Annotated in this window: 11 protein-coding genes; 2 read left to right on the forward strand and 9 right to left on the reverse strand. The window is 64.1% G+C overall.

What is annotated here, in order from left to right:
• Positions 1-6: 6 nt before the first annotated feature.
• From IPM06_02015 to IPM06_02055, 9 genes are all read right to left on the reverse strand, one after another.
• Positions 7-981 (reverse strand): cell wall hydrolase, encoded by a 975-nt coding sequence (locus tag IPM06_02015; GenBank protein MBK8769186.1) that lies wholly within the window; start codon positions 979-981, stop codon positions 7-9.
• Positions 982-1,162: 181 nt separating this feature from the next.
• A complete protein-coding gene (locus IPM06_02020) occupies positions 1,163-3,799 on the reverse strand; it encodes a pyruvate, phosphate dikinase (GenBank protein ID MBK8769187.1) in 2,637 nt (878 codons plus the stop codon).
• 90 nt (positions 3,800-3,889) lie between these two features.
• Complete coding sequence (locus IPM06_02025) at positions 3,890-5,098, reverse strand: MFS transporter (GenBank protein ID MBK8769188.1); 1,209 nt, start codon at positions 5,096-5,098, stop codon at positions 3,890-3,892.
• 137 nt (positions 5,099-5,235) lie between these two features.
• Complete coding sequence (locus tag IPM06_02030; GenBank protein MBK8769189.1) at positions 5,236-7,245, reverse strand: glycine--tRNA ligase subunit beta; 2,010 nt, start codon at positions 7,243-7,245, stop codon at positions 5,236-5,238.
• Positions 7,245-8,165 (reverse strand): glycine--tRNA ligase subunit alpha, encoded by a 921-nt coding sequence (locus IPM06_02035; protein ID MBK8769190.1) that lies wholly within the window; start codon positions 8,163-8,165, stop codon positions 7,245-7,247. The genes IPM06_02030 and IPM06_02035 overlap by 1 nt, the downstream gene beginning before the upstream one ends.
• Before the next feature lie 91 nt (positions 8,166-8,256).
• Complete coding sequence (locus tag IPM06_02040; protein ID MBK8769191.1) at positions 8,257-8,901, reverse strand: methyltransferase domain-containing protein; 645 nt, start codon at positions 8,899-8,901, stop codon at positions 8,257-8,259.
• A gap of 7 nt (positions 8,902-8,908) precedes the next feature.
• Positions 8,909-9,100, reverse strand: coding sequence for a hypothetical protein (locus IPM06_02045; protein MBK8769192.1), 192 nt, complete (start codon positions 9,098-9,100; stop codon positions 8,909-8,911).
• A 40-nt stretch (positions 9,101-9,140) separates the two neighbouring features.
• Entirely contained in the window at positions 9,141-9,989 is an 849-nt protein-coding gene (locus IPM06_02050) for a S49 family peptidase (protein ID MBK8769193.1), read from the reverse strand.
• A gap of 43 nt (positions 9,990-10,032) precedes the next feature.
• The gene (locus tag IPM06_02055; protein ID MBK8769194.1) at positions 10,033-10,812 is read right to left on the reverse strand and encodes a methyltransferase; all 780 of its coding nucleotides are present in this window, start codon (positions 10,810-10,812) and stop codon (positions 10,033-10,035) included.
• Positions 10,813-10,995: 183 nt separating this feature from the next.
• Here IPM06_02055 and IPM06_02060 point away from each other — a divergent pair, with 183 nt between their 5' ends.
• Positions 10,996-12,015, forward strand: a complete 1,020-nt coding sequence (locus IPM06_02060) for a polyprenyl synthetase family protein (protein MBK8769195.1) — start codon at positions 10,996-10,998, stop codon at positions 12,013-12,015.
• Between the two features lie 16 nt (positions 12,016-12,031).
• Positions 12,032-12,274, forward strand: coding sequence for a DUF2798 domain-containing protein (locus tag IPM06_02065; protein ID MBK8769196.1), 243 nt, complete (start codon positions 12,032-12,034; stop codon positions 12,272-12,274).
• The last annotated feature ends 2 nt before the right edge of the window (positions 12,275-12,276 follow it).

The following is a 12,276-nucleotide window of genomic DNA, read 5'->3' on the forward strand; positions in this document are numbered from 1 at the left end:
GGCCGGTCAGCCGTCAGAATAGAAGATGTGCGTGCCGATCTTCACCAGCTTGCGCATGGACCGGGCCCAGCGCGGCTTCACGTAGTCGGCATGATAGTTGGTGGCGGTGCTCATGGCTTTGCCCATGTTGACCTCGCCGCTGATCGCCATCTGGGCAATGCGCTTGGAGCGCGACCAGGCGGCAGGGCTCTTCACGTCGTCTGGCATGCCGTCGCAGGCAAAGGAGAACTGGCAGGAATTGCGGCGCTGCGAACCCTGGTAGACCACGCCGCAGATTGTCTTGGGATAGGCCGGATCCTTGGTGCGGTTGAGGATGACCTTCGCGACCGCAAGCTGACCCATCTCGGACTCGGAGCGGGCTTCGAAGTAGACGGCCCGGGCAAGGCAGTTCTCCTCCGCGACGCGGAGGCGGCGCTGCGACAGCTGCTTTTTCTTGTCCGTGTTTGAAATGACGAGAGCTTCGCCCGTTTCGGCGGGCTTGGCGGCCAGCGCCAGCTTCTTCACCGCCTTGGCGCTCACATCCTGTTCGGCCTTCAGGTTGATGGAGGCCGGCTCGATGTGGATACGCTTGTCCTTGGCTGCGGCGAGCGCCTTCTTCTTCACGGGCGCTTCAGGCGCTTCCCCGGCATCGGGAACAAAAAGGTCGCCCTTGCCATCGGCCTGCACGGTCTGGCTGCGCAGTTGCACGAGGGCGGCGGACTGGAATGTGTCGCCTTCCGGCAGCAGCGAACTCTTGCTCGAAAGCTCGGTCGTTTGCGGCATGGAGGGCATGGACGGAATGGAGATGACGGAGGCTTCAGCGGTATGGGCCGACGCGTTGCGGCCGATGTAGTGTCCGGCAAAGGCAAAAGCGGCGACCAGCATGATGCCGCCCAGCACGATTGGCGAATATTCTGCAATGGCGCTGCGGGGTTCCTCGAACTCCAGTTCAAAGGAGTCGTCAACCCAGCTCCGTCGCCCGCGATATTCCGGTGCCCTCAACTTCCCGCTCCGACTTGTTGTTGACCGGACCTCCCTAGTGGGAACCCCGACCGGATACCAGTACAATACAACGGTTCCCGTTTACCACAGGTTAACCACGTCCGGCAACCCGAAATGGCCATTCCGGGGTCACTTTTCCGCCTTCTGTAAGGCATGGTTAACACACTGAACGGGCGGGGTTTTAGCCTGATTTCCGCAACCGGGCCTGGGCTGCGGCAAGGCGCGCGATGGGCACGCGGAAGGGCGAGCACGACACATAGTCGAGCCCCTCGGACTCACAGAAGGCGATCGATTGCGGGTCGCCGCCATGCTCGCCGCAAATGCCGAGATGGATGTCCGGACGCGCTGCCCTGCCCCGCTCCACCGCCATGTGAACAAGCTCGCCCACACCATCCACGTCCAGCGTGACGAAGGGATCGGCCGGAAAGATTCCCTTGGACGCGTATTCACCGATGAAGCGGGCGCTGTCGTCGCGGCTGATGCCGAATGTCGTCTGGGTGAGGTCGTTTGTGCCGAAGGAAAAGAACTCCGCCGCCTGGGCGATGTCCGCCGCCCTGAGGGCGGCGCGCGGCAACTCGATCATCGTGCCCACGCGATAGGTGAAGGTCAGCCCCGTCTCGCGCTGCACGTCGGCAGCGGCGGCATCGATCCGTCCCCGCACCAGGTCAAGCTCGGCGCGCGAGACGACCAGCGGCACCATGATTTCCGGAATGGGCGGCTTCCCCGTCGTTTTCGCCACCTCGGCCACCGCCTCGAACACGGCGCGGGCCTGCATGTCCACGATTTCGGGATAGCTCAGCAGCAGGCGCACCCCGCGATGGCCCAGCATGGGATTCTGCTCGCGCAGGTCCTGGATGCGGCGGCGGAGCAGCGTGTTGTCGGCATTGAGCGCACGCGCCAAGGCATCGATGTCGGCGCTGTCTTCGGGCAGGAATTCATGCAGCGGCGGATCGAGCAGGCGCAGCGTCACCGGAAGGCCCGCCATGATCTCGAACAACTCCACGAAGTCCGTGCGCAGCATGGGCAGCGCCTTGGCCAGCGCCGCCCGCCGGTCGCGCTCGCGGTCGGCCAGGATCATCTCGCGGATGGCCACCAGCCGGTCGCCTTCGAAGAACATATGTTCGGTGCGGCAAAGTCCGATGCCTTCCGCGCCGAAATCCCGCGCCATGCGGGCATCCTGCACCGTTTCGGCATTGGCACGCACGGCCATGCGGCGGTGCTTGTCGGCCCAGGTGAGCAGCGTGGCGAAATTGCCGGAGAGTTCCGGCGGACGGATATCCACCGCGCCCTTGAGCACCTGCCCGGCCGAGCCATCGAGCGTGATGATGTCGCCCCGCTTCAGGGTGAAACCCGGTCCGGTGAGTGTGCCCGCAACGGTGTCGATGCGGAGCGCCGATGCGCCGGACACACAAGGTTTGCCCATGCCGCGCGCAATCACCGCCGCATGGGAGGTCATGCCGCCGCGCGTGGTGAGCACGCCTTCCGCCGCGTGGAGTCCGCGAATGTCTTCCGGCAGCGTCTCGGGCCGGACGAGGATCACCTTCACTCCATCTGCCGCGAGCGCGCGCGCCTCCTCGGCATCGAAGATGATCGCCCCCGACACGGCTCCCGGAGAAGCCGGCAGCGCCGATACCACGACCATGCGCTTGGCTTCGGGATCAATTGTGGAATGGAGCAACTGGTCCAGCGACAGGGGATCGATGCGGAGCAGCGCCTCCTGTTCCGTCATGGAGCCGGCGCGCACGAAATCGGTGACGATCTGCAGCGAGGCGGAGGTCGAGCGCTTGCCGGGCCGGGCTGACAGGAACCACAGCCGTCCATGCTCCACCGTGAATTCGACTTCAACGGCGTCACGCAACGTCGTTTCCAGTGCCGCAACCCCCTTTTCCAGCGCGGCGCAAGTCTCGGGCAGGACGGACTGGAGCGACTCTCCACCGCCATTGCGCAAGGGCACCACGGCCCTGAGCCGCGCCGCGAGGTCCGGGCCTTGCGCCTGCGGCAGGAATTCGCCAGCCATCGCTGCCACGCCTGTCTGCGGGTGGCGGGACCAGGCGCGGCCGACGCCACTGTCGTCGCCCGCATTGCCGAACACCATGGCCTGCACGATGAGGGACAGTCCTGCATCTTCCGGCGCGCCGTGAATCTTGCGCTGTGTCTTGGCGCGCGGCGCATGCCAGGCGCGCACCATGGCGGCGAGCGTCGTCATCAGTTGCTGGCGCGGATCCTCCTGGAAGGCCTCGCCGTTGTTGCTTTCGAACTGCGCCTTGAAGCGCTTTGCGATTTCCGTGGCGTCCGAGCCGCGCAACTCCGCATCCGACACATAGCCGCGCTCCTCCTTGTAGAGGGCCAGCACATCCTCAAAGGCGGCGGGGTCGTCCCCCAGCACGGCATGGGCATAATTCTGGATGAAACGGCGGTAGCATTCCTGGGCAAAGCGCACATCGTTGCTCTCGGTTGCAAGCGCCGCCACAGTGACGTCGTTGAGGCCGATGTTGAGCACTGCCTCGACTGCACTGGGCACACCTGCGGGCACACTGGGCCGCACCGCCAGCAGCAGCGGCTTCTCGCGCCCGCCGAATGTGCGGCCGGTCTCCGCTTCCAGTTGCGCGATGGCCTGGTCGAGTTTCCCGGACAGCGGTGCTTTCAGGCCCTCGCCGAGGCTGCGGCAGGCCGCGACTGGCAGCGCAAAGCCGGGCGGCACCGCCAACGACAAGGCCGCCATGCCGCATAGCTGCGTCGCCTTCGCGCCCAGTGCGGCAGCGTCGGACGGCCCCGTGGAACCGAGGTGGCAGAAGAGAAGCGGGTCAGCGGCGGTCATGATCGTGTTGCATTGCAGCAAAGCCGTTCGGCCCGACGCGGTCAAGCCTTCCGTGCACAGACGATGAACGGCGCTGCGATGAGGTCGTCCTCAGGCTGGCAGGGCTCGGGGCAAAGCGGGCGTGCGGTTGCGGAAGACGAGCCACATCGCCACCGACATGTTGGCGAGGTTCCAGCCGATGCCGTGGACGAAGGCCCAGGTGTATGACCCGGTCATGTCGTAGATCTGGCCTGATAGCCATCCGCCCAGCGCCATGCCCAGCACGGTTGCCGTCAATACCAGTGAAATGCGGAAGCCCGCCTGCCGCGCCGGGAAATTGTCGCGGATGATGAGCGCATAGCTCGGCACAATACCGCCCTGCGAAAGGCCGAAGAAGGCCGACACGATGTAGAGCGAGGTGAGGCCATCGAAAGGAATGTAGAAGAGCAGCGCCAGGCATTGCAGCAACGAACCGATGATCAGCGTCCCCACGCCGCCGATCTTGTCGGCGAGAAGTCCGGATGCAAAGCGCGAGATGACGCCGAAGCCCAGCATGAGCGACAGCATTTCCGCCCCCCGCGCCGTGCCGTAGCCCAGGTCGGCGCAATAGGCGATGATGTGCACCTGCGGCATGGACATGGCGACACAGCAGGCCAATCCGGCGAAAATCAGCAGCCCCTGCAGCACTGGCGTGCCGTTCGGTTCCCGCGTGAGCGCTGCGGGCGCCGGACGCTCCTCCAGCGAGGCGCGCGGACGCAACAGCAGAGACAGCGGCAGCATCAGCACCACCGTGACGATGCCGATGAAGATGTAGGAATTGCGCCAGCCCCACAGTTCGATGGCGTGGGTGAGCACGGGCGGCCAGATGGTGCCGGCGAGGTAATTGCCGCTGGCGACGATCGCCACCGCAATGCCGCGCCGCTTCTGGAACCACAGCGAGATGTCGGCCACCAGCGGGCCGAAGGTGGTGGCACAGCCCATGAAGCCGATGATGCCCGCCTGGGCCGCAACGAAGGTCCAGTAGCTCGGCGCATAGGCGCAGGCGATGAAGCCCACACCCAGCATCACGGAGCCCGCAAACATCGGCACCATGATGCCGAAACGGTCCGCAATCCGGCCCGTCACGAGGCCGCCCAGGGCAAAGCCGATCATGGTGAGGGCGTAAGGGAGGGAGGCACCCGAGCGGTCAATGCCGAACTCGTGTTCGACCACCGGCAACGTGACCACCGCCGCCCACAACCCGATGCCGCCAATGGTGGCAAGGGCCAGCGAAATCGCCATGCGGAACCAGGAATATCGCGAGTCGGGAGCGTGGATCATCCGCGCCGCATATCACGCCGGCGCGCCGCTGCGTAGGGCCAGCCTCGCACAACTGCCCAGCACCTCAGGTGCATCGATTGTACCACGGCTCCTCCCCTCCCGATCGCGCTCACGCGGCGAAGGGAGGATGAGGGAACTCAGCCTTCGATCTTGGAAAAATCCGCCACCTCGGCGCAAGCCTCGCGGATGCGGTTGAGGAGACGCAGGCGGTTGACGCGGAAGGTCTGGTCCTTGTCGTTCACCGTGACGCCCTCGAAGAAGGCATCGACGGGCGCGCGCAATTTCGCAATCGCCTTCATCGCCGTCTCGAAATCCTCGTTCTCCACGGCCTTGCGGGCCTGCGCTGACGACGCGGTGATGGCGGAATGCAGCGCCTTCTCCTCGCCCTTGATCAGCTGCTGCGGATTGACGTCACCCGAATAGGTGGTGCCGTCCTTCTTCTCTTCGATGCGGAGGATGTTGGCGGCGCGCTTCACACCCGCGAGCAGGTTCTTGCCGTCATCGGTGTCGAGGAACTTCGACAACGCCTCGACACGCTTCACCACCATCAGCAGGTCATCCTGCCCACCGAGGGAGAACACCGCGTCGATCAGGTCATGCCGCGCGCCTTGATCCTTGAGATAGACCTTGAGGCGGTCGGCGAAGAAGGAGAGGAGGTCGCTGCCCCACTTCATGCGGAGACGCAGGTCACTCTCGAGAATGATACGGATGACACCGAGCGCCGCACGACGCAACGCATACGGATCTTTCGAACCCGTCGGCTTTTCGTCGATAGCCCAGAAGCCGACAAGCGTATCCAGTTTGTCCGCCAGCGCCACGGCCATGCCGACCTTCGAGGCCGGGATGTTGTCGCTGGGGCCTTGCGGCTTGTAGTGGTCGCGGATGGCGTCGGCCACCTCGGCGTCGTGGCCCTGATCGAGCGCATAGTAGCGCCCCATGAGGCCCTGCAGTTCCGGGAACTCGCCCACCATGCCGGTGACGAGATCAGCCTTGGCCAGGCGCGCCGCCAGCTTCGCCTTCTCCACGTCAGCGCCAATCGTCTTGGCGATTTCGCCAGCCAGTGTCTCGATGCGCTTCACGCGCTCGCCTTGCGTGCCGAGCTTGGCATGGAAGGTGATCGCGTCGAGCTTCGCAAGCTGGTCTTCCAGCTTCACCTTGCGGTCCTGGTCCCAGAAGAACTTGGCGTCCGAGAGGCGCGCCGCGATGACCTTGTTGTTGCCGCGGACGATCTCCTGCCCGCCATCGCGCGCGATCATGTTGGAGATCAACAGATAGCGGTTCGCCAGCTTGCCCGTCTTGGCATCACGCAGATTGAAGCATTTCTGGTTGTTCTTGATGGTGGTGATGATCACCTCCGGCGGCACATCAAGGAAGGCGGGATCGAACTCGCCCATCAGCACCACGGGCCATTCCACAAGGCCTGCCACTTCCTTCAGCAGCCCCTCGTCCTCGATCAGTTCGAGGCCCTGCGCCATGGCGAGCGTGCGCGCATCATGGCGGATCGTCTCGGCCCGCGCCGTGGCATCCACGATCACATGCGCCTTGTGCAGCTTGTCGGCATAGTCCTCGAAGCGCTTCACCTCCACGCTGCCCTTGGACAGGAAACGGTGCCCGCGCGTGCTGTTGCCGCTGCGAATGCCATCCACATCGAACGCGACCACCTCACCATCGAAGGTGCAGATGATGGAATGCAGCGGCCGCACCCACTTCAGGCTGCCCGAACCCCAGCGCATGGGCTTCGACCACGGGAACTTGCGGATCACCTCCGGCACAAGCGCCGCGATGATCTCCTCGGCACTCCGCCCCGCCTTCTTGATGATGGCGAGATAGAACGCACCCTTCTTGTCGTCCTGCGTGGTGAGTTGATCGAGCGTCAAACCGGTGGAGCGCAGGAAGCCGTCGATGGCGGCCTGCGGTGCATCGACCTTCGGACCTTTGCGTTCTTCCCGCGTATCGGCGGCGCGGGCCAGCAGGCCCTCCACCGACAGCACGAGGCGGCGCGGCGTGGCATGGGCCTGCGCGCCCTCATAGGTAAGGCCTGCATCCACCAGGCCGTTGGTGATGAGCGATTTCAAATCCTCCGCCGCCTTGGCCTGAAGCCGCGCCGGGATTTCCTCGGAGAACAGTTCGAGCAGAAGCTCAGCCATCACACGCGCCCTCCGGCTGTCTTGCTCCACGCTTCGCAGCAGGCCTTCGCCAGTTCACGCACACGCAGGATGTAGGCCTGCCGTTCCGTGACCGAGATGACGCCGCGCGCATCCAGCAGGTTGAAGGTGTGCGAGGCCTTGATGCACTGGTCATAGGCCGGAAGCGCCAGGTCGTGCCGGCCATCCTTGTCGCCCGCATCGAGAAGCGCCCGGCATTCCTTTTCCGCATCGATGAAATGCTGGTGCAGGATCGCTGTGTCGGCATGCTCGAAATTGTAGCGCGAATATTCCTGCTCGGCCTGCAGGAAGACGTCGCCATAGGAGATGCGGCCCTCGCCCTCGGCGCGGCCGTTGAAGTTCAGGTCATAGACGTTGTTGACGTTCTGCACATACATGGCGAGGCGTTCGAGTCCGTAAGTGAGTTCGCCGGAGACCGGGGCGCAATCAAGACCGCCCACCTGTTGGAAATAGGTGAACTGCGAGACTTCCATGCCGTCGCACCATACCTCCCAGCCAAGGCCCCAAGCGCCCAGCGTCGGGCTTTCCCAGTCGTCTTCCACGAAGCGGATGTCGTGCAGCCTGGGATCAAGACCGATGGCCGCGAGCGAACCGAGGTAGAGGTCCTGCAGGTCCGGCGGCGAGGGTTTCATGATGACCTGATACTGATAGTAATGCTGCAGGCGGTTGGGGTTCTCGCCGTAGCGGCCATCCTTGGGGCGGCGCGAAGGCTGCACATAGGCGGCACTCCAGTGCTTCGGCCCCACCGAGCGCAGCGTCGTCGCCGGATGGAACGTGCCAGCGCCCACTTCCATGTCATAGGGTTGGAGAATGACGCAGCCCCGCTCGCCCCAGTACTGGTGCAGCGTGAGGATGAGGTCCTGGAAGGATTTCGTCGGATGCAAAGCCATGTTGCGCCGCATAAAGGCGCAAGCCGGGAGGGTCAAGGGAAGGCGTCGCCCTGGGTACCCTCTAACGCCGGGATGACGGAGATTTTCTCAAGCGGAACTCAGTTTACCCCAGCTTGCGGTACACGTGCGCCCGCGTGGTGAAATCACCTTCCGTATGGGAGAACGGCAGAGGCCGGTAGATGGGTGTCGTCTCCACCGCCGCCAGCAGGCCGGCACGCACCAGACCGTCCAGCATGTGGTGGAAGCCTTGCTCTTCCCAGATCACGGTGCCCACGGTGAACAGCAGCACGCCGCCCGGCTCCAGGATGCGCGTCAATTCGCGAAAGGCACTCGCCGGCGCATGGCCGTTGGTGAACGTCCCGGTGGAGAGGATGGCGTCAAAGGCACCATCCGGAAAGGGTAGCGCCTCACCCAGCACGCCTTGCCGCAGGTCGGCATAGCAGCCGCGCGCCCGCGCCTTCTCCAGCATGCCCGCCGACATGTCGATGCCCGTGAGATTGTTGTAGCCGAGGATGGAGAGAATGTTGCCGATGGCACCCGTGCCCACGCCCGCATCCAGGATTGCCGCCTCGCGCGACGGCACATGCCGCGACACCAGCCCGGCAATCACCGGGGCATGCACGTAGCCCACATGCAGGAGGTCGGCATCATAGGTTTCGGCCCAGGTGTCGTAGAGCTTGCGCAGGTCTTCGCCGTTCTTGGCGCGGTAGACGCGGTCCAGCCAGTCGTCGGTCTCCGTCTTTCCCATTGGGCGGTCAGTCCTCGGCGTAGTAGACGCCGGTGACGGGATCCTGCTTCAGGCGCTTGAACTCAGCCGGGTCGCGCGCATCCTCACGCTTGACGCGGGCGGATTCGGCCTGCTTCTCAATGGCACCCACCACTTTCTTCAGCGCGAAACCCGCCAGCATGGTGGCACCCGCCGCGAGCAAGGACTTGACGAAACGCATGGCTTCACTTCTCCCCAAGGCCAGAGCCTTTAAGAGCTCATTATAGGCCAAAACGTGACCACCATGCACGGTTTTCCAACGCCTCCAATGCCGCATCGGGGAGGCTCGCCAGGGCGGCACTGTCGCGCCCCATGCCCAGCCAGCGCATGCCCCAGCCGCCTGCCGCCGCAACCGGCTTGATCACGACTTTCTCGCCGAATTTCCGGCGCAGCTCGTCGTTCAGATGGCCCAGCCCGTCGATCAGACCCAGCTCCACAGCCTTCCCGCCCCGCCAGTAGAGACCCGAGAACAGCTCCTTCTCGTCGCCCTTCAGCTTGCCGGCGCGGCGCTGGCGCACCATGGACTTGAAGCTGTCGTGCATGTCGCCGAGCATCATTTCGAGACGTTCCACGTCTTCCTTCCGCTCCGGCTGGAACGGGTCGAGCTGGCTCTTGTTGTCGCCTGCCGTGTGCACGCGCCGTTCCACGCCGAGCTTCTCCAGCGTCTCCGGAAAGCCGAAGCCCATGGAGATGACGCCGATCGAGCCCACGATGGAATTTTCATCGGCATAGATTTCATCCGCCGCGCAAGCGAGCCAATAGCCGCCCGATGCCGCCACGTCTTCGCAGAAGGCATAGACGGGAAGCTTGTGCTCCTCTGCCAGCTGCCGGATGCGCCGCGCGATGATGGCGGATTGCACCGGCGAACCGCCCGGACAATTGATGGCCAGCGCCACCCCGGCGATGCCCTTGCGGAACGCCCTCTTCAGCACCGGCTCCAGCGTCTTGCCCGACAAGGTCGGCCGCAAACCCCGCTCCGCCATGATCGGCCCATCCAGCCGCACCACATGAATGACAGGAATGCTCCGCCGGAAGCGGGCAGGCACAAGCTTCAGAAAAGTTTTCAACATGCCGCCGATATGGGAGCCCCCGCAGCGGAAGGCAAGCGGGGGGTTACCGCAGCCGCCAGGCCATGCCTTCGCGCAGGACGGCGTCGGCGTCGGCGGTGAAGGCGTGGCCTTCGCCGTGGAGGATGAGGCCCGGCAGCAATTGCATCGGCGCCTTGGAGCCCTTGACACCCTGCACGATGACACGGCTCGCCGCCGTACCTTCGCGCGCATAGAGCGGCGCCACGCGGATGTCGCCGAAGCGGTCTTCCATGGAGACAAGAATCTTGCCGAGCGAGTCGGCGCGGTGGATGAGGGTCACGGTGCCGCGCAGCGACACCATCGCGTGCATCACCTTGATCCAGATGTCGAGATCGTCCGGCCCGAACGAATGGGCCTGCGCCTTGAGCAGGCTGGGCGAGGCCGTGACCTTGCCATCCTCGAAATAGGGCGGATTGGCGTAGGCATGGGCGAAGGTGCCGTGTTGCGGCAAATGCGCGAGATCGCGGCGCATCGCTTCCTTCACATCGCCGTGGATGACCTTGAGAAGCTGCGCGAAGCCGTTCCGCTTGGCGTTCTCCTCGCACATCATGGCATAGCGGGCCGCCACTTCCATGCCGGTGATGTGGATGGCGGGATTGCGGGCAATCAGGCAGAGCGCGGCAACGCCCACGCCGATGCCCGCTTCAAAAACCGTCTCACCAGCAGCGACAGGAATGGAGGCGGCCAAGAATACGGCATCGATGCCGGCGCGATAACCCTTTTCCGGCTGCAGCACGCGCAGCCGACCGCCCAGGAAGGCGTCTTCCGTGAACGAAGATGGCACGTGCGCGGATGGCGTCGGCATATGCCCGATTGTGGCTTCGGCTGCGAGTTGCATAGACCCCGAACGTTAACGAAGCTTGGTGAACGAGAAGTTACTGCAGAATTTTTGCCATGGATACAATCTCTTACGGTTGACGCTTCGGTGACATTTTCGGTGCCATTTGTTCCTGAACAGGTTAAAAGGGCAAAAAACCGAGGTTTGACAATGGGTGTCGTGATTCCGTTCGAAGGGGGAGCCGAGAAGGCACAACCGACGCTTGACGCGCTGGTGAAGCTGACGGCCCAGGACATGGGGTTGATCAACGATCTCATTCTCGAAAAGGCCCAGAGCCATGTGGAGCTGATTCCGGAAATCGCCGGCCACCTCATCAACTCCGGCGGCAAGCGCATCCGCCCGATGCTCACCGTCGCGGCGGCGCGCATGTGCGGCTATCAGGGCTTGCATCACATCAAGCTCGCCATGTCGGTGGAGTTCATGCACACCGCAACGCTGCTGCATGACGACGTGGTGGACGAAAGCGATACGCGCCGCGGCAAGGAAGCCGCCCGCGTGATCTGGGGCAACCAGGCCAGTGTGCTCGTCGGCGACTACCTGCTGGGCCAGGCCTTCAAGATGATGGTGGAAACGGGATCGCTGGAATGCCTGCGCATTCTTTCGGATGCCGCCTGCATCATCGCCGAGGGCGAAGTGCTGCAACTCGCCGTCTCGCAGGACACCTCAACCACGGAAGACGCTTACCTTCGCGTCGTCGGCGCAAAGACGGCCGCCCTTTTTTCCGCTGCGGCCCGTGTCGGCGGTGTCATTTCCAACCGGCCGCGCGCCGAACAGGAAGCGCTGGAATCCTACGGCCGCAATCTCGGCATTGCCTTCCAGCTTGTGGATGATGCGCTCGACTATTCCGGCACCAAGGCCGAACTGGGCAAGAGCGTGGGCGACGATTTCCGCGAACGCAAGATCACCCTTCCCGTTGTGCTGGCCTTCCGCCGCGGTGCAACGGAAGAACGGAACTTCTGGAAGCGCACGCTGGAAGAAGGCGACCAGACGGAAGCCGATCTCGTCTACGCGCAAAAGCTGATGGAACGGCATGGCTCGCTCGCCGACACGCTGGAGCGCGCCCGCCACTACGGCGACATGGCGAAGGATGCTCTCGCTATTTTCGCCGAGAGCGAATGGAAATCAGCACTGCTGGAAGCCGTCGATTTCTGCATCGCCCGGTCGCACTGACAATCTGGAAACTGGAATGAAGAAACTTCCGCCGGCCGCGATGCACATCGTCATGCCGTTCTTCCTGTCCCTGCTCATGTCCTGCATCGTGTCGTTCGTCGCCACGGCGAAGGCCCTCGGGCTTGCGCCCGATCTCGTCACAAGCTGGCTGAAGGCCTGGGGGATCAGCTGGGTGGTTGCTTTTCCAACCGTGCTGGTGGTGCTGCCCATCGTGCGCCGGCTGGCCTCACTCGTGGTCGAGACACCAGGTCAGAGCTGATT

The sequence above is a fragment of the Hyphomicrobiales bacterium genome (assembly GCA_016710435.1).
In the GTDB taxonomy this organism is placed as follows: Bacteria; Pseudomonadota; Alphaproteobacteria; order Rhizobiales; family Aestuariivirgaceae; genus Aestuariivirga.

What these genes read in the sequence shown, in the direction of transcription:
- IPM06_02020 (MBK8769187.1), bottom strand. Translation starts at nt 3,799, where the DNA reads ATGACCGCCGCTGACCCGCTTCTCTTCTGCCACCTCGGTTCCACGGGG.
- IPM06_02025 (MBK8769188.1), bottom strand. Translation starts at nt 5,098, where the DNA reads ATGATCCACGCTCCCGACTCGCGATATTCCTGGTTCCGCATGGCGATT.
- IPM06_02030 (MBK8769189.1), bottom strand. Translation starts at nt 7,245, where the DNA reads ATGGCTGAGCTTCTGCTCGAACTGTTCTCCGAGGAAATCCCGGCGCGG.
- IPM06_02035 (MBK8769190.1), bottom strand. Translation starts at nt 8,165, where the DNA reads ATGCGGCGCAACATGGCTTTGCATCCGACGAAATCCTTCCAGGACCTC.
- IPM06_02040 (MBK8769191.1), bottom strand. Translation starts at nt 8,901, where the DNA reads ATGGGAAAGACGGAGACCGACGACTGGCTGGACCGCGTCTACCGCGCC.
- IPM06_02045 (MBK8769192.1), bottom strand. Translation starts at nt 9,100, where the DNA reads ATGCGTTTCGTCAAGTCCTTGCTCGCGGCGGGTGCCACCATGCTGGCG.
- IPM06_02050 (MBK8769193.1), bottom strand. Translation starts at nt 9,989, where the DNA reads ATGTTGAAAACTTTTCTGAAGCTTGTGCCTGCCCGCTTCCGGCGGAGC.
- IPM06_02055 (MBK8769194.1), bottom strand. Translation starts at nt 10,812, where the DNA reads ATGCCGACGCCATCCGCGCACGTGCCATCTTCGTTCACGGAAGACGCC.
- IPM06_02060 (MBK8769195.1), top strand. Translation starts at nt 10,996, where the DNA reads ATGGGTGTCGTGATTCCGTTCGAAGGGGGAGCCGAGAAGGCACAACCG.
- IPM06_02065 (MBK8769196.1), top strand. Translation starts at nt 12,032, where the DNA reads ATGAAGAAACTTCCGCCGGCCGCGATGCACATCGTCATGCCGTTCTTC.